The sequence below is a fragment of the Kocuria sp. HMSC066H03 genome, assembly GCF_001812045.1.
In the GTDB taxonomy this organism is placed as follows: Bacteria; Actinomycetota; Actinomycetes; order Actinomycetales; family Micrococcaceae; genus Kocuria; species Kocuria rhizophila.
Window position 1 is genome coordinate 1,106,608 of the sequence record NZ_KV807506.1, and the last position, 16,221, is coordinate 1,122,828.

17 protein-coding genes are annotated in these 16,221 nt (G+C 66.8%); 8 read left to right on the plus strand and 9 right to left on the minus strand.

Features of this window, described 5'->3' with window-relative positions; genetic code table 11:
- Positions 1-96 precede the first annotated feature (96 nt).
- The 4 genes from hpaD to HMPREF2833_RS08380 all read left to right on the plus strand — a co-directional run bounded on the left by hpaD (position 97) and on the right by HMPREF2833_RS08380 (position 3,611).
- Complete coding sequence (gene hpaD, locus HMPREF2833_RS08365; RefSeq protein WP_059281497.1) at positions 97-1,263, plus strand: 3,4-dihydroxyphenylacetate 2,3-dioxygenase; 1,167 nt, start codon at positions 97-99, stop codon at positions 1,261-1,263.
- A 211-nt stretch (positions 1,264-1,474) separates the two neighbouring features.
- Positions 1,475-2,260, plus strand: a complete 786-nt coding sequence (gene hpaH, locus HMPREF2833_RS08370; protein ID WP_047978835.1) for a 2-oxo-hept-4-ene-1,7-dioate hydratase — start codon at positions 1,475-1,477, stop codon at positions 2,258-2,260.
- Between the two features lie 50 nt (positions 2,261-2,310).
- Complete coding sequence (locus HMPREF2833_RS08375) at positions 2,311-3,081, plus strand: HpcH/HpaI aldolase family protein (protein ID WP_062946282.1); 771 nt, start codon at positions 2,311-2,313, stop codon at positions 3,079-3,081.
- A 98-nt stretch (positions 3,082-3,179) separates the two neighbouring features.
- On the plus strand, positions 3,180-3,611 hold the full coding sequence (locus HMPREF2833_RS08380) for a cytidine deaminase (RefSeq protein WP_082142059.1): 432 nt from the start codon (positions 3,180-3,182) through the stop codon (positions 3,609-3,611).
- 653 nt (positions 3,612-4,264) lie between these two features.
- Here HMPREF2833_RS08380 and HMPREF2833_RS12860 read toward each other — a convergent pair.
- Positions 4,265-4,351, minus strand: coding sequence for a ribbon-helix-helix protein, CopG family (locus HMPREF2833_RS12860; protein WP_371441078.1), 87 nt, complete (start codon positions 4,349-4,351; stop codon positions 4,265-4,267).
- Here HMPREF2833_RS12860 and HMPREF2833_RS08390 point away from each other — a divergent pair.
- Positions 4,316-5,248 carry a nucleoside/nucleotide kinase family protein gene (locus HMPREF2833_RS08390; protein WP_308302116.1) on the plus strand — a complete coding sequence of 311 codons (933 nt, stop codon included), beginning with the start codon at positions 4,316-4,318 and terminating at the stop codon, positions 5,246-5,248. The two genes, HMPREF2833_RS12860 and HMPREF2833_RS08390, sit on opposite strands and share 36 nt — an antisense overlap.
- Before the next feature lie 384 nt (positions 5,249-5,632).
- On the opposite strand, the gene HMPREF2833_RS08395 is transcribed toward HMPREF2833_RS08390, so the two are convergent.
- Both HMPREF2833_RS08395 and HMPREF2833_RS08400 read right to left on the minus strand, forming a co-directional pair.
- The gene (locus HMPREF2833_RS08395) at positions 5,633-6,541 is read right to left on the minus strand and encodes a serine hydrolase (protein WP_053069435.1); all 909 of its coding nucleotides are present in this window, start codon (positions 6,539-6,541) and stop codon (positions 5,633-5,635) included.
- Complete coding sequence (locus HMPREF2833_RS08400; protein WP_082142057.1) at positions 6,531-7,421, minus strand: LysR family transcriptional regulator; 891 nt, start codon at positions 7,419-7,421, stop codon at positions 6,531-6,533. Before HMPREF2833_RS08400 ends, HMPREF2833_RS08395 begins: the two co-directional genes overlap by 11 nt.
- 64 nt (positions 7,422-7,485) lie before the next feature.
- Between HMPREF2833_RS08400 and HMPREF2833_RS08405 the strand changes: the two genes are divergently transcribed.
- From HMPREF2833_RS08405 to HMPREF2833_RS08415, 3 genes are all read left to right on the plus strand, one after another.
- Positions 7,486-9,456, plus strand: coding sequence for a penicillin-binding transpeptidase domain-containing protein (locus tag HMPREF2833_RS08405; protein ID WP_164481637.1), 1,971 nt, complete (start codon positions 7,486-7,488; stop codon positions 9,454-9,456).
- Between the two features lie 310 nt (positions 9,457-9,766).
- Positions 9,767-10,792 (plus strand): DUF4232 domain-containing protein, encoded by a 1,026-nt coding sequence (locus tag HMPREF2833_RS12530; protein ID WP_256388768.1) that lies wholly within the window; start codon positions 9,767-9,769, stop codon positions 10,790-10,792.
- A gap of 219 nt (positions 10,793-11,011) precedes the next feature.
- Positions 11,012-11,512, plus strand: a complete 501-nt coding sequence (locus HMPREF2833_RS08415) for a GNAT family N-acetyltransferase (RefSeq protein ID WP_059281507.1) — start codon at positions 11,012-11,014, stop codon at positions 11,510-11,512.
- Positions 11,513-11,644: 132 nt separating this feature from the next.
- Here HMPREF2833_RS08415 and HMPREF2833_RS08420 read toward each other — a convergent pair whose 3' ends face one another.
- The 6 genes from HMPREF2833_RS08420 to HMPREF2833_RS08440 form a co-directional block, all read right to left on the minus strand.
- The gene (locus tag HMPREF2833_RS08420; protein WP_059281541.1) at positions 11,645-12,322 is read right to left on the minus strand and encodes an enoyl-CoA hydratase/isomerase family protein; all 678 of its coding nucleotides are present in this window, start codon (positions 12,320-12,322) and stop codon (positions 11,645-11,647) included.
- 89 nt (positions 12,323-12,411) lie between these two features.
- On the minus strand, positions 12,412-13,335 hold the full coding sequence (locus HMPREF2833_RS08425) for a quinone oxidoreductase family protein (protein WP_070637399.1): 924 nt from the start codon (positions 13,333-13,335) through the stop codon (positions 12,412-12,414).
- 2 nt (positions 13,336-13,337) lie between these two features.
- Positions 13,338-13,466, minus strand: coding sequence for a hypothetical protein (locus HMPREF2833_RS12785; protein ID WP_256388765.1), 129 nt, complete (start codon positions 13,464-13,466; stop codon positions 13,338-13,340).
- A gap of 43 nt (positions 13,467-13,509) precedes the next feature.
- Positions 13,510-14,457, minus strand: coding sequence for an alpha/beta hydrolase (locus tag HMPREF2833_RS08430; protein WP_047979299.1), 948 nt, complete (start codon positions 14,455-14,457; stop codon positions 13,510-13,512).
- A 55-nt stretch (positions 14,458-14,512) separates the two neighbouring features.
- The gene (locus HMPREF2833_RS08435) at positions 14,513-15,139 is read right to left on the minus strand and encodes an NAD(P)H-binding protein (RefSeq protein WP_047979298.1); all 627 of its coding nucleotides are present in this window, start codon (positions 15,137-15,139) and stop codon (positions 14,513-14,515) included.
- A 105-nt stretch (positions 15,140-15,244) separates the two neighbouring features.
- Positions 15,245-16,159 (minus strand): alpha/beta hydrolase, encoded by a 915-nt coding sequence (locus HMPREF2833_RS08440; RefSeq protein ID WP_059281508.1) that lies wholly within the window; start codon positions 16,157-16,159, stop codon positions 15,245-15,247.
- Between the last annotated feature and the right edge of the window lie 62 nt (positions 16,160-16,221).

Sequence of the window (16,221 nt, forward strand, 5' to 3'; positions counted from 1 at the left end):
GCCGCTCCCGCCCCGCCGCGGGCCGTCCGGTCCGCGGCGGAGTGGACGGCCATCAGAACCCCACGACCCTGTCACTCCCACCACGAAGGACACACCATGACGAATCCCGCTGATCGGACAATGACGTCCTCGGGCTTCTACGTTTCGCAGGAAGCCCCGATCACCACGGACAACCCCATCAAGACCCCGAGTGCCCCGGCACCGGACATCCTGCGCTGCGCGTACATGGAGCTCGTGGTCACGGACCTGGCCAAGTCCCGCGAGTTCTACGTGGACGTGCTGGGGCTCACGGTCACGGAGGAGGGCGAGAACACCGTCTACCTGCGCTCGATCGAGGAGTTCATCCACCACAACCTGGTGCTGCGCCAGGGCCCCGTGGCCGCCGTGGCCGCGTTCTCCTACCGCGTGCGCACCCCCGAGGACCTGGACAAGGCCGTGGCCTTCTACGAGGAGCTCGGCTGCCGCGTGGAGCGCCGCGCGGAGGGGTTCACCAAGGGCATCGGCGAGTCCGTGCGCGTGGAGGACCCGCTGGGCTTCCCCTACGAGTTCTTCTACGACGTGGAGCACGTGGAGCGCCTCGCGTGGCGCTACGACCTCTACACCCCGGGCGCCCTGGTGCGCCTGGACCACTTCAACCAGGTCACCCCGGACGTGCCCCGCGCCACCAAGTTCATGCAGGACCTGGGCTTCCGCGTGACCGAGGACATCCAGGACGAGCAGGGCACGGTGTACGCCGCCTGGATGCGCCGCAAGCCCACCGTGCACGACACCGCCATGACCGGCGGCGACGGCCCCCGCATGCACCACGTGGCCTTCGCGACCCACGAGAAGCACAACATCCTGGCCATCTGCGACAAGCTCGGTGCGCTGCGGCAGTCGGACAAGATCGAGCGCGGTCCCGGCCGTCACGGCGTGTCCAACGCGTTCTACCTCTACCTGCGGGACCCGGACGGGCACCGAGTGGAGATCTACACGCAGGACTACTACACCGGTGACCCGGACAACCCCGTGGTCACGTGGGACGTCCACGACAACCAGCGCCGCGACTGGTGGGGCACCCCCGTGGTCCCCTCCTGGTACACGGAGGCCTCCCTGGTGCTGGACCTGGACGGCAATCCGCAGGAGGTCGTCTCCCGCACGGACGACTCCGAGCTCGCCGTGACCATCGGCGCGGACGGCTTCTCCTACACGCGCCCCTCCGAGGGCGAGGAGTCCATGCCGGACTGGAAGAAGGGCGAGTACAAGATGGGTCACCAGCTCTGACCCGTTCCTCCCGCGCGTGAGCCGCGCCCGCCCGCCCCGGCGGCTGCGGGTACGGCTCACGCCGAGCGGACGACGACGCCGCTCGCGCCCTTCCCGGGGGAGCGGCACCCGGCCCTGCGGGGCACCCGGGTGACGGAGCGTCGGGAAGCCGGCGCAGCGGCGTCGTCGTCCCCTGCGGACACGGCGCACGGACCAACCGAAAGGCAAGGACATGCTGGAGCACGAACGCGTGGTGGCCATCGCGGACGAACTGGCCGCGGCGGAGGCCAACCGCACGATGATCGAGCGGCTCACCCAGCGCTACCCGGAGATGACCGTGGAGGACTCCTACGCGGTGCAGAACGAGTGGCGCAGGCGCGCGCAGGAGTCCGGGCGGCGGCTGGTGGGCCGGAAGATCGGGCTCACCTCCAAGGTCATGCAGGAGGCCACGGGGATCACGGAACCGGACTACGGGGCGATCTTCGCGGACCAGGTCCACGAGAACGGGTCCGTGATCGAGCACGGGCAGTACTCGAACGTGCGGATCGAGGTGGAGCTCGCGTTCGTGCTCAAGGACGAGCTGCGCGGGCCGCACACGAGCATCTTCGACGTGCTGCGGGCCACCGAGTACGTGGTGCCGGCGCTGGAGATCCTCAGCTCGCGGATCCAGATGGAGGGCCGCACGATCGTGGACACCATCTCGGACAACGCCGCCCTGGGCGGGATGGTCTACGGCGGCAACCCCGTGGTCCCGGACGCCGTGGACCTGCGGTGGGTGTCCGCGCTGCTGTACCGCAACGAGACCCTGGAGGACACGGGTGTGGCCGCGGCGGTGCTCAACCACCCCGCGAACGGCGTGGCGTGGCTGGCGAACAAGCTGGCCGCGCACGGGGACGCGCTGGAGGCCGGGAGCATCGTGCTGGCCGGGTCCTTCACCAAGCCCATGTGGGTGCACCCCGGGGACACCGTGCACGCGGACTACGGACAGTTGGGAGCCATCACGTGTCGCTTCGAGTGAACGAGCTGATCCACACCTTCCGCGCCGAGGGCGCCGCCAACCTGCCGGGCGTGCTGCCGAGCCTGAAGGACCTCTTCGCGCTGCCGCGCACGCCGGAGGACCCGGTCACGGGCATCTTCCTGTCCTCGGGGGACCCCACCGCGGCGGAGATCTGCGCGAGTGCGGGCTTCGACTACCTCCTGGTGGACGGTGAGCACTCGCCGCTGTCCCTGGAGTCCATCCAGGCGCAGCTGCGCGCGATCGCCGGGTACCCCACCCTCTCCGTGGTGCGGGTGCCCTCCAATGATGAGGTTGTCATCAAGCAGTACCTGGACCTCGGGGTGCAGTCGCTGATCGTGCCCATGGTGGACTCGGTCGCCGAGGCCGAGGCCGCCGCCCGGTCCGTGGCGTACCCGTCCGCGGGCGTGCGCGGCGTGGGTGCGGCGCTCGCGCGCTCCGGGCGCTGGGGCGGGATCCCCGGCTACCTGGCGAGGGCCCGGGAGACCATCACGCTGGTGGTGCAGGCGGAGTCTGCGGCGGCCGTCGCGGGCATCGAGCAGATCGCCGCGGTGGACGGGGTCGAGGGCGTGTTCGTGGGTCCCTCGGACCTTGCCGCCTCCATGGGGCTGATCGGTCAGCAGACCCACCCGGACGTCGTCGCCGCCGTGAAGCACGTGATCACCGCGGTGCAGGCGGCGGGCAAGTTCGTGGGCGTCAACGCGTTCGCGCAGGACCAGGCGCGGGACTACCTCGCCGCGGGTGCGGACTTCGTGAACGTGGGCGCGGACGTCGCCCTGCTGGCTTCCGGGGCACGGAACCTGGCGGGGGCGTTCCGGGGGTAGTGGCCAGCCCGTGTGAGAGCGGCCAGGCGTCCCGCCGGGCCGCTCTCACGCCGTGTAGTGGCACGGGATGATGTATGTCTGCCGCCTAGAGTCGGAGCATGCATGGCGAACAGCTGAACCGTACGGTCGACGCATGTCGAGGCCTCATCGAGCACCGTTTTCCCGGGCGCGAGGAGCGCGGGGCAGCCGCGATGCTGCTCGCGGATGGGACCGTTCTCACCGGCACCGCTCCGGATGCGGTGAACCCGGCGGTGGAGGTCTGCCACGAGATCGAGCCCTACGCGGCCGCGTTCCGGCTCAACCAGGAGATCCTGGCGTCCGTGTGCCTGCACCGGGATGAAGCGGGAAGGTTCCTGGTCCTCAGCCCGTGCGGCGTGTGCCGGGAGCGGCTGGCCGTGCACGGACCCGAGGTGCTGGTGGGTGTTGCCGGACGCGGGGATCCCACGCAGGTCATGTGGAAGCCTCTGCGCGAGGTGCTTCCGGACTACTGGATGACCGTGTTCCCGGGTGAAGTTACCGACGGCTGGTGATGGAGCACTGTCCACGGGGCGCAGGCATAGAAAACTGCGCTAAGAAGACCGTAGGTCGTCAAATGGATTGCCGGGTATGAAGACTTCCAGTGTTCTTGCCGCGTTGGTGACCGTACTTGCGCTGGCGTGTGGCTTCGTTGTCGTCGTGCCGCGATCCCCTGGCGGGTACGTGGGGCTGGTGACGGCTGGAACCTTTGGAGCGGGCGTGTTCTACGGGCGTCCCACCCAGTGGCTGCTCGCCCACCAGTGGCGACGAACAGCTCTGCGGTCCTGGATGATTCGCTGGGCCAGGCCGCGTTCGCTGGCCCGAATTCTGGACCGGGTGGGGTGGAACCGGCAGGTACGTCGCCCCATCAGGTCCTTCACCGACCTTGATCCGTTCAGGTGCGACACCGCCGGATCGTTGGTCAGCCATACGGTGTCGCTTGCGATCCATCTGCTGGCCGCGGTAGCACTCACGGTCTCCGCCCATCCCTGGTGGGCCCTGGCGTGCTTGGGCTTGGGGCTGGTGGTCCACGGGTGGCCCTGCCTGCTCCAGATTGAGGTGCTGGTACGACTGGATGAACTCCGCGCCAAAGCGCGAACACCCGGCCGGGGGGATTCCTCTGCTAGCTGTTGCGGGTCATGACGTTGTGGTCTCTGGGGGTGGAACTTCACGCCGTGTACGTGGCGAGAGCCTGGCGGATCGCCTTGGATCGTGAGGTGTGCTCTCGTTCTACGATGCGATCGAGTGCGGCCAGCTCCTCGGCCGTCAGTCTGACGGAGACAACCTGCATCGGTTCAGCACCTCGCCCCGGCCGCCCGCGACCGCGTCGCTTGAGCACGCCCGCGTCGTAACCCGCTTCGGCCTCGGCAACCCACGCCTCAATCAACTCTTCCGGCACTTGATTCTCGCGCATATGAATAACGTAAACGAAAATTATCTGGACCGGGTGACGGCTCTTCCGTGCACAACGGTCGGTCATTCCGGACACAGCTGGGAGACTCATGGCATGAGTCGTCACCAAACCCTCGCGCTCCTGGCCGAACGTTTGTGCGCCGTTGCACCGGGGCGTCCTGCGCTGGTGGCCATTGACGGATTCGACGGAGCGGGAAAGACGGTCCTTGCGCAGGAGCTGGTGACGCTGGTGTTGGCCCGAGGCGCGCGGCCGGCCATCAACGTGAGCATGGACGACTTCCACCACCCTCGTGTCCACCGGTATGCAACTGGTCGAGGCCCTGAGAGCTTTTATCGCGCCTCCTATGACTACGACGCTTTTCGTCGCTGTGTCATCACGCCACTTCGAACTGGGCACGCCATTACCCCGGCCGTGTGGGACGTTGACGAAGACCGGCCTGTGGATGCACGGCCCATCAAGCTGGCACCGGACGCCCTGGTGCTGGTGGACGGGATCTTTTTGCACCGGCCTGAACTGCGCGACGAGTGGGATGCTTCCGTGTGGGTTGATGTCCCGTTCAGCGTCTCGGTACCGAGAGGAAACGCGCGCTTTCCCGGCGAACACGACCCAGACCCGGAGGCCGAAGAGCACCATCGCTACGTGGCCGGCCAGCGCCTTTACCTGGCCGAGGCTTCTCCCCGGGAGGCTGCGACGTGGGTTCTCGACAATGCGAGCCTCGACCGCCCCAGACTTTCCTGAGGAACCATGGGCTGATGTTGACGCCCTGCTGACAATCGGAGTGCTGGAGAGGTCCTGCGTGCAATGATTCGCCCATGATCCTTGACGCTCAACTCGATCGGATCGTTGCGGCGCGCGACCGCAGCAACATGCAACCCACCATCGAGGCGCTGGAGCCCCTGCCATCGCGACCCTTCTCCAGGTGATCGCCGAGCACGTCACCACGGCGAACATTGACAGGTACAAACCAGCGATCCTGGGGAACTCGGCCTACATCCGCGGCCTCCAGTAGAAGGGGTCCCCACGCCTCCCAGGCGCCTTTGAGCGACGTGTGGGGTCGGCGACGACGTACACGCCTCAGGGCCTCCGTTGTCACCCGATCGGGTAGCGGCTCAGATGATACGGCTAGAGGAACTGACGGTAGTTGCGGACACAGTGGCGGGCGATCTGGCCCACTACCTTGTTAGACAGGGGAATCTGGCGCTCACGCCGCACGGAACGGGTCAGAACCGCCACGGCTATTGACTTTTCTCCCGGGTGAGAGACCACCCCCGCCTCGTGACTCAGGGATCCGAATGAACCGGTCTTTGCTGCAACGGTGACGCCTGGGTAGGAGAACGCTTCTGCGAATCGATGACCCCAGGCCTGCTGAGAGAGCACCTGACGCATGAAGGCACACTGTTCCGCCGAGGCCGCGCGGTCCTGCCAGATGGCGCATAGAAGCGTGACAAGGTCCGACGCTGTGGTGGACGAGACAGACAGCGGGTCGTACTCCACCGGGTCCGGCATGAGATAACGGTCTCTGCCCTCGTCGTCAAAAGAGGCGGGCGCGCCATTCCCACTCGGTGGCGTGGGGCGGATCTCTGTCCTCGTAGCACCCATGAGGCGAAGTGTCTCGTGGACCCGGCTGGTCCCCACCTTGCGCAGGACAGCTTCTGCGGCGGCGTTGTCCGAGATGGACATCATCAGGCGGACCAGGTCCCGCCACGAGATTCGCACCATGTCCTCGAGGATCGCGAGGCCGGTAGGGCCTTGGGCTCTGTCTGCGGGGGAGAGGTCAACGAGAGCCGAAGGTTCCAGAACGCCGTGGTCTACCTCCCTGCAGAACGCCATCATGACCGCGAGCTTGTACAAGGATGCGGCCGGAAAGACCTCCTCCTCATGAAAAGAAAACACTGGCAGTTCGGGTGCGTCGATCACTCGGGCCGATACTGCGCCCGTCATGTCTTCGCTCTGCAGAATCTCGGCCACTTCGCGTCCAAGCTGGCTCAGTGCGGCATCGACCCCCGCGCTGTTCCACGTCTCACCGGACATGGGCAGCGCACCTCCCGAGGCCGTCGTGAAGCACCATCGCCGCATCCCGGGCCTGTGGTGCGGCATCGGGATGGTGGATGACGCGCAATCTGAGGGGCAGCAATCCCGCCTCGAGGGGAGCTCCGTCGAACCCTGGCGTGTCACTCGGCATCAGAGTGGCAGCCCCGAGCGTGCGCATCTCCGCGGCAATCTTCAGGGGGTCCACCTCCTGCCTGAGCTGAGTGATCACGCCCAGCGCTTCGAGATCGGCGGACAGTACATCGAATGCCGCCGGGCCATCGGTTCGAGGAGGCACGAGCATCTCGGAGGGGACAGCGTGCCGCAGATCGTTTCGGTGTATGGGCGCGGCGGGCAGAGGACGCATGCACAAAACCTGGGGAATCGCGACGACGGGTAGAGAAACCAGCTCGTCGGTCACGATCGGGGCCACCACCATCCCCACGGCTGCCGTGTTCTCGCGAACGTGGCGCACGATGTCCGCGGATGAAGCCCCCGCCCACTCGGCTTGCGGGAAGGTGTCCACGTTGTCGAGCAGACAGGCACTTATCCAGGCGGCGGGCAAGGACCGGGGTACCCACACTCGAACTGCACTTGCACGTTCTGCTATGTCATTGCCCAGCGTGAGAGCTCGCCGCTGGGCCGACACCAGATCGTGGGCCAAAGGCAAGAACGCCTCACCGGCTGGGGTCAATGAAACGCCCCGGGCATGGCGGACGAACAGCTCCTCACCCACAGCAGTCTCCAGCTTGCGGATCGTCTGCGACAGCGGGGGCTGGGACACCCCGAGTGCCTCCGCGGCCCGGCCCACGTGCCCCGTTTCGACGACCACTAGGAAGTCTTCAACCCAGCGGAGGAGATTTCCTGGTCGTTCGCGTCTCATATCTTCAAAGATAACGTACCTGTCTTAAGAAAGTCTTGGACATATGACAAGCGCCTCTCATAGCGTGATCGGCGACAACATGAACTGCAGGATGGAGCACGACCGCATGGCTACCTCACCCAGACGTACTCGACACCACGCCCACTTCGCGATGAGCGTCGTCGTTGCTCTGATGCTCAGTGGGTGCTCGGTGCTGCCGGGAAATGAACCCCAAGATGCTGCTGAGGCACTCGCGCAGGGCTTGCGCGCCCGGGACGTCTCCGGGATCGGGTTCTCAAATGCGACTGGGTCGGAGGTCCAGGCTGATCTGGATCGCATCTTCCGCATGACGGGGGGCATTGCACCGGACGTGCGAACGGCTCGGGTGAGCGGCCAGGGACAGACGGCCCACGGCGATCTGAACTGGACATGGGACCTGCCTGCCACCGAAGAAGACTGGACCTACACCACCGGTGTGGATTTCCAGCGGTCCAACGGCACGTGGAAGGCCACCTGGGAGCCGTCACTCGTCGCTCCCGAGCTGGCAGAGGATGAGGTCCTGCGTATCCAAACGATCCAACCAGAGCGTGGGAAAATCCTCGGGACGGGCGACCAGCCGCTGGCCATGGAGCAGACCATTCACCGCGTAGGTTTGGACCTTCGTGAGGTCCCCCGCGAGAAGCGGGAGGGTTCGGCCACCGCACTGGCCAAGGCTGCGGGCATCGACCCAGAGCAGTACCGGGAAAAAGTGCGTCAGGCTGACGACAACGCGTGGGTGGAAGCTATCGCGTTGAGGGAAGAAGATTTTCGAGCGCTCGACTCCCAGAGCATGGAAAAAATCCCCGGGCTGCTAGTCACGAAGGACGCCCGCGTTCTTGGTCGCACCAAGGGTTTTGCTGCCGAGACCCTTGGCACGGTCGGTGAGGCGACGGCCGAGGAGATAGAGAAGTCGGGAGGCGAACTCACCCGTGGCGCCCAAGTTGGCCGCGGGGGCCTGCAAGAGGCGCACGAGGACACCTTGCACGGCAATCCCGGAGTTGTTGTCGACCGCGTCGGCATCAATCCAGACGGGAGCCTTGAGGCGGGGCAAACGCACCAGCTGATGGCTCATGCGCCTGTCCCGGGAGAGGACCTGCACACGACACTCAACGCCGATCTCCAGGATGCTGCGCAACAGGCGCTGAAGGGGATCAAATCACCGTCGTCTGTCGTGGCGATGCGACCTTCGGACGGCGCGGTCCTGGCTGTGGCCAACGGAGAGGGATCGAAGGGTTATCCCACTGCGACCCTGGGTCAGTACGCGCCCGGATCAACATTCAAGGTTGCGACCTCCTTAGCCATGCTTCGGGAGGGAGACACGCCCGACACGATCGTCGATTGCCCTCATACGTACTCGGCTGAGGGAATGAACGTGGCTAACTTCTCTGGCTATCCGCAGGAGTTTGAGGGAGCCGTTCCTCTACGACAAGCGATTGCCCATTCGTGCAACACGGCGTTCGCCGCTCAGCACGAAAAGATTAGCCAGCAGGCCTTGGCGGAAGCCGGAAACTCTCTCGGCGTTGGGGTGGAGATGGACGCAGGAATCCCAGTGTTCTCGGGCAGCATCCCCACGGAGGAACCAGCGGCGGAACATGTCGCGGCCATGTTCGGGCAAGGACGCACGCTGGTCTCTCCTTTCGGAATGGCCAGGTTTCAGGCAAGTGTTCAGGCAGGCAAGCTGGTGGAGCCCAGTATCCTGGCCCATGAACCGGCATCGGATCCCTCGTCCAGTAATCCGTTGGAGAAGAGTGAGGCGGCAGACCTGCAAACACTGGAGCGGGAAGTTGTGTCCACTGGACACCTGAAAGAGCTGGGTTCCCTGGAGCCGGACAGCGCCATCGGAAAGACAGGCACGGCAGAATATGGGAATGAAAACCCGCCTCGCACCCACTCCTGGGTCATCGCTGGCCACGGCGATCTCGCGGTAGCAGTCTTCGTGGAGGACGGTGACCTTGGATCAATTACCGGCACCCCCATCATGCTGGAGGTGCTTCAAGCAGCGCAGGATCTGCAATGAGCGTGTCTCGGGGCAGCAGGCGGTGGGTCAGATGAAGTGCCGACGGTTGATTCGCCTCGCGACGGCCTGGTTGGCGTGCATGTTGCTCATGGTTGCCACAGGGTGCGCGCCATCGAGAGCCCGCTCAATCGACTCCTCGTACTCGCCGTTGCTGGCAGCGTGGGAGAGGGGCGTTGCGGGCAGGGACCTTAGCGCGCCTACTGCCCTGCGGAATGCGCTGGAGATGCCGGGTCCACTATTCGGAAGAGATGACTTAACTGCGGGGAGATTCGCGTACGAGATGGGGTCAGGAGGAGCATCGGATGTGGTGATGTGGCGACTGGTCTCTGGGGCGGACCCTTTCGAGGAAGAATCCTGGTGGGAGCATGTCTGCGCGAACGTGCAGGTGGAAGGCGCTCACTTGAAACCCCAGCCCACTGGCTGTCACCCCGGGGTTCCGGACGACCCTCCTTCGAATGCGCTGCCAAACGAAGTTGAGCATCCTCCCAGCCAGCATCCGTGGGCGCGACCCGCCAGTGGAGATCTGACATTCGCGTGCGAACCAGAAAACGTAGAAGTGGTGATAGATCAGCTTCAGGCGTCAGGCGCCAAGGACAGCGCGCGCCTGTCGGTTCGCAATTACGGAACCAGTTCATGTGATCTGCTTGGGACACCGGGTATCAGGTTTCAAAACGAGAGGGAATCACGGGTGGTCTCGTTGGGCGGCGGGACTGGCGCGGTGCGCCTGAAGCCCGGGCAATCCAGCACTGCGACGATGTCCTGGGCGCCCATGTCCGAGCCGCCGGGGCCTCAGCAACGGGTGGATGTGACCCTGGGTGGCATCGATCCGATTCGCGCCCAATTTGGATATGGCGCAACCAGCGATCCTTTGCGTTTTCCCTCCGGAACTGGCCGGGTGGGTGCATGGTCTCCGCCAAGCGAATCGGCCGCCCTCGGCGACGTGAGCAGGGTGTCCGCCGTCGTCGCGCCGACCTGCGGCGCACAAAGAGTCTCGGCCGCGCTGGCCCCGGTGGACCAGGAGGAGGAACCTGCGTCTGACTCACGAGTGCATGCTGAAATCCGCATCACCAACCACAGTTTCCTGCCTTGCAGGGTGAACCAGATCTCCGTCATGGACCTGAGCCCCTCAGGGCAAGTTGTGTTCAGTGAAATCTCGGAGCGGGTCATCCTTCCTGGCGAGGAGTATGCGGCCAAGATCAGCTGGGAACCTGCTTCCGCTCCAGGCTCTCCTACTGTATGGACTGTGGATTTCGATGGTGGCGGGGGGCCTGTTTCGCTCGACCAACAAGAGGAGTTCATCCCAACAATGGCGTCGCAGATCGAAATTGAGGGCTAAATCACGCATGTTGGGGGATTGCTGGATGCGCAATGACTGTTCAAAGACAAATGCCCTGGACTGTGGTCTTCACGGTCCCCCAGATGCAGGAAAGCATGACGTGGTCGTCACGGGACGAGGCGTAAACATGGCTGTGCCAGCGGTGGCCCTCCGCCGGGAAGGTTCTGTGAAGGAACATGGTTGCGGCCTGCCACATCCCGTTCTCGCTAGATTGGGTGGATGCCGATCATCCGCCCTGCGCTGCCCGCAGACGTCCTCGGACTGCCGGCCATTGAGGCCGCCGCGGGAGAGGCTTTCCGCACGGTCGGGATGCCGGAGATCGCTGACGATCCCCTGCCCGACGTGCAGCAACTCAAGCGGCATGCATCGGATGGCCGGGTGCGGGTCGCCACGGTATCCAACGAGGTTGTCGGCTATGCCCTCGCCGTGGTGCGTGACGGGAGCGCCCATCTGGAGCAGGTCAGCGTTCACCCGGATCATGCCGGTCAGCGCATCGGAGCAGACCTGATCGACGCCGTCACTTCGTGGGCGCGTGACCGGGGCGACGACCGGCTGACGCTGACCACCTTCGCGGACGTCCCCTGGAATGCCCCCTATTACCGCAAGCTGGGCTTTCGTGCCCTGCCGGACGATGCCCTCGGGCCGCAGCTCGCCGCCGAACTCTCCGCGGAGCGCATGCGGTTCACGGCCCCTCGGATCGCGATGGCCCGTGACGTGTGACGGGGCAGTGACCACCAGCGCGTTCGACCGCTCGGGAATGCCCCGCCAGCCCCACCCGTCCCGCGACACGCGGGTGCGCAGGCAGCGTGACTCGGATGCCGCACCGCGAACGCGCAGCGCAGGGAAGAGGTTTCAGGCGTCCGCTTCCACGGTGAGCTGCTCCGGGCGGTGCAGCGCCTCCACCACGTCCGCGTACCGTCGGCGCTTGTTGGTGGCCAGGACGGAGCCGCGGAGCGGACTCAGCTCACCGGCCCGGCGCACGGCGTGCGCCAGCAGATCCGCGCCGGGAACGGCGTCGTCGACAATCCCTGCCGCCATGGCCGCGGGGGCGTCGTAGCGCTCGGACAGGACCATGGCGCGGTGGGCGTCGCGCGGGGCGAGGCGGGCCGTGACCAGCGCGGACAGTCCGGAGGTGAACGGGACCCGGATCGAGGTCTCGGGGAGGCAGAGGAACCCGCGCTCAGCGCGGGCGTAGCGCTCGTCGCACGCGAGGGCCAGCAGGAGCCCGCCGGCGTAGCAGTGGCCGTTGATCGCGCAGACCGTGGGGACCTCGGAGACCAGCAGGCGGGCGACGAGGCTCTGGAACGCCGCGCTGTACTCCGGTTCCACGAAGAGCTCGGGGACGAGCCCGTTCGAGAAGAACTTGCCCTGCGCCGTGATCACCAGCGCGAGGTCCCCGGGCGTGGACTCCACCTGCGTGAGGGTGGCGTCGATGGCCTGCATCCGCTCGTACGTGAAGCGGTGGTCGCCCTCGGGCGAGTCGCTGATGTCGAGGACGAACACGTTCTCCTGGCGGGTCAGCTGAGTCATCTCGTCAGCATCGCACACGACCCTCGCGGAGAGGACCGCGCGACCGACGCCCTCCACTGTGGGGCAGGAGACGCCGGTCAGCGGGGCCGTCAGTCCACGACGGCGCGGATCTCGCCACGCTCGACGGCGGGGATCACCTCTGGTGAGAGCCCGGCCACGACGTCGGCCATCTCCTGCAGGCGCGTGAAGCCGAACGAGACGCCGCGGATGGTCAGGCGGCGCTGACCGACCCGGTCGAGGTTGATGTTCGACTCGCTGCCCGCGGCGCGGCCGACGGGCACCAGGTGGCCCTCCTGCGCGGTGGCCTCGACGGACTGTGCGAACGCCGGGGAGCCGAGGTGCTCGAGGACCACGTCGACGCCGTCGTCGGTGAGGGCGAGCACCCGCTCCGCGAGGTCGTCGCCGTCGGTGACGATCACCTCGTCCACACCGAGGTCGGTCAGCACCTGGCGCATCGACTCGCGCCGCGTCGTGCCGATGACCGTGGAGGCGCCCACCGCCTTGGCCACCTGCACGCCCACGAGCCCCACACCCGAACTAGCGCCAGTGACCAGCACGGAACGGCCCTTCACGAAGTTGGCGGCGACGAACGCGCCGTGCTCGGTGAGCAGGCCCACGGGCAGGGTCGCCGCCTCGACCGGCGTGATCGTGGCCGGACGTGGCATCGGGAATCGTGCATCGACCAGGACGTAGTCGGCGTACGCCGACGGCATGGACCCCATGACGGGGTCTCCGACGCCCCAGGTGCTCACCCCGTCACCGACGGCGGCGATCTCACCGGCGTACTCGAACCCGGCCACCGCCTCCTCGCCGTTGCCGCCCGCGGCGGGGTCGGCGCCGTCGATCATGGGGATGTCGCCGTTGTTCGACGCCGCGGCGTGGACGCCCACGAGCACCTCACCGGCGCCGGGGCGGGGGACGTCGCGCTCCACCAGTTTCCAGGTCGAGCCGTGGCCGACCACGAGCGCGCGCATGGTCTCCGGCAGCTCTGCCGCAGTGTTCTTCTCAGTCATCCTCAGCCCTTCGTCTTCGTCGTGTTCGTGAGGTCTTCGTAGCGCGCCCACTCCGCAAGACGTTCGTCGTAGCAGCACCGCGCCACGTCGAGGCCGTGGCCGACGCAGAACGCCGCCCACGTCGTCGTCATGGGCGGCCTTCTGCCGGGCCCGGTGGACGGGCCCTGGGATCTCTCAGGCGAGGTTCAGGTGCTGCTTGAGGAACGGGACGATCTGCTCGAGCGCCTTCTGCGTGGGCTCCGGCTTGTCGTACAGGTCGTAGTGCGAGACGCCGGGCAGCACGAGCAGCTGACGGTCGGCGCTGCTCGCGAGACGGCCGTAGAGCTCCATGCCGTCGCGGTAGGAGCCGAACGCCCCGGGCTGGTCACCGACGACCACCATGGCGGGCTGCGTCAGCATGGTCTCCACGCGCAGGAACGCGTCCCAGTTCAGCGCCTGGTTCAGCGTGCCGAGGTTCATGCGTGCCACACCGTTGGGCTGCTGGCCGCGGTCGGTCTTGTAGTAGTCGGTGGCCTCGACGACGTCGCGGTCGCTCTGACCGGCCTCCTCCGCCGCAGCGGGGGAGGAAGGCAGCAGCTCGTTGACCTGCACGTCGCCGCCGCGGGCCTCCGTGGTCCGCTGCTCTGCGACCTGCTCCAGCATCGCGACCGGGTCGTACTGGCTGAAGCCCTCCTGCATGAGGCGGCCGTAGTTGACCGGCACGACGGCGACGAGAGCCTTGATGCGGCGCTCGAGCATCGTCGCGTTCGTGGCGTAGCCACCACCACCGCAGATGCCGAGCACGCCGATGTTCTCGGCGTCCACGTAGTCGAGCGTCACCAGGTAGTCGGCCACGTGGGAGAAGTCCGCGCTGCGCTGCACCGGGTTCTCGGTCCAGCGGGGCTCGCCACCGCTCTCACCCTGGAAGGAGGCGTCGAAGGCGATGACGACGAAGCCTGCCTCCGCGAGAGCCGGGCCGTAGACATTGCCCGAGGTCTGCTCCTTGCACGAGCCGATGGGGTGGCCGCTGATGACGGCCGGGTACGTCTTGGACTCGTCGAACCCGGGCGGGAGGATGAGGTCAGCGGCGATGTCCCAGCCCGGGCCGGGAACGGTGACGGACCTCTTGGTGGTGCTGCTCATGTGTCTCTCTCCTTGCGTTGCGGAATCGGTGCGCCGCGCCAGAGCGGCTGGTCGCTCAGTACCAGGCGGGCTTGTCGCCCTCGGTGCCCGGCTTGCTGACGCCCACGTTGGCGCGCGAGTGCGTGCTCGGGTCCGCCACCACGGAGGCGATGAACGCGGCCACGGCCTTGCGGGAGACCTCCGTGCCCTTGAACTGCTCGTCGCGCTGGGTGAGCTCGTAGTCGGTCTCGTCGTTGTTGGTCAGCCACGCCGGGCGGATGATCGTGTAGTCGAGGTCGGAGGCCTCGATGACGTCGGCGGCCTTGCGGTAGTCCACCAGCGCGTCGCCGATCATCTGCTGGTTCCAGGCCTCGAACGGCTCCGGGAGCTCGTGGTAGATGCCGAGCGAGACGATGAAAATGAGGCGCTTCACGCCGGCGGCGTCGAGGGCGGAGACAAGGGCCTCGGCCTGCGCGACGATCTCGCCGCCGAGGTTGGCGTAGACGACGTCCTGGCCCTGGAGGGCAGCCCCGAGCGCGGCAGCGTCGAGCACGTCACCTTCGATCACGCGCGCGCCCTCGGGGGCGCCGACCTTCGCGGCGTTCCGTGCAAAGAGGGTGAGCGTGTCACCCTGCTCAGCGAGCATGGGAACGGCGTAGCGGGCGATCTGGCCGCTGGCACCGAGGACGAGAACGTTGGTCATGATGCTTCCTTTCCGTGGCGCCCCACCGGCGCCTGTGCTGATGACGCTTTCGGGTGCCGCCTTCCACACACACGGGAGGGCGGCACCCCCTTGGAGTCCGGGCACTCAGGCCGCGAGGTGCTTTGCGAAGAACGGCTCGGCCTCGGCCACCGCGCGGTCCACGTACTCGGGCACGTCGTAGAAGTCCATGTGCGCAGCACCCTCCACGACCACGAGCTTCTTCTCCGAGCGCACCTTGCCGTGCAGCTGGGTGGAGTGCCACAGCGAACCGGCCTCGGCGCCCGCCACGAGCAGCAGGGGTGCCGTGAACATCTCCTCGGCCAGGTGGAAGGCGTCGTAGGCCATGATCCGCGGGATGCTCTCGGTGAGCAGGTAGCGGTTCTCCGCGTTCTTGTGCTGCGCGCGCGGGGTCAGGTAGTAGTCGTGGGCCTCGGCCATGTCCCGCGGGACGTCGTCCGTGACCTCCACGGGCACGTACTGGCTCTCGGCCACGTCCGCGCCCTGGGCCTTCTCCGCGGTGCGCTGCTGGCCGACGCCGTCGAGCGCCTCGTTCGCGTCGCTCACCGCCCCGGAGCCGTCCCAGCCCTGGCGCCACGAGGTGCCGATGTTCAGTGCCGACGCCGCGCCGAAGGCCTTGATGCGCTTGTCCACCATCGTGGCGGTCGCGCCGTAGCCGCCGCCCGCGCAGATGCCCCACACGCCGATCCGCTCGGCGTCCACGAACTCGAGGCTCTGCAGGTGGTCGATGGCCGCGGAGACGTCGTGGACGCGCGCGGCCGGGTCCTCGAGGAAGTGCGGCTCGCCGCCACTTTCGCCCTGGAACGAGGCATCGAAAGCGAGGGTCACGTAGCCCAGCGCCGCGAGCTTCTCCGCGTAGAGACCGGCGGTCTGCTCCTTCACGCCGCCGCCGGGGTGGACGACGACGAGCGCGGGGTAGGTCGTCGTCTCGTCGAAGCCTTCGGGCGTGAACAGGTTCCCGGCCATGGTCACGGGGCCGTTGGGGAAAGTGATGTGCTGCATGTCGGCTGCCTTTCGTCGGTGGTGCCGTTCCTGCTGGTTCAACCTCCACGCTAGGGGTGCTC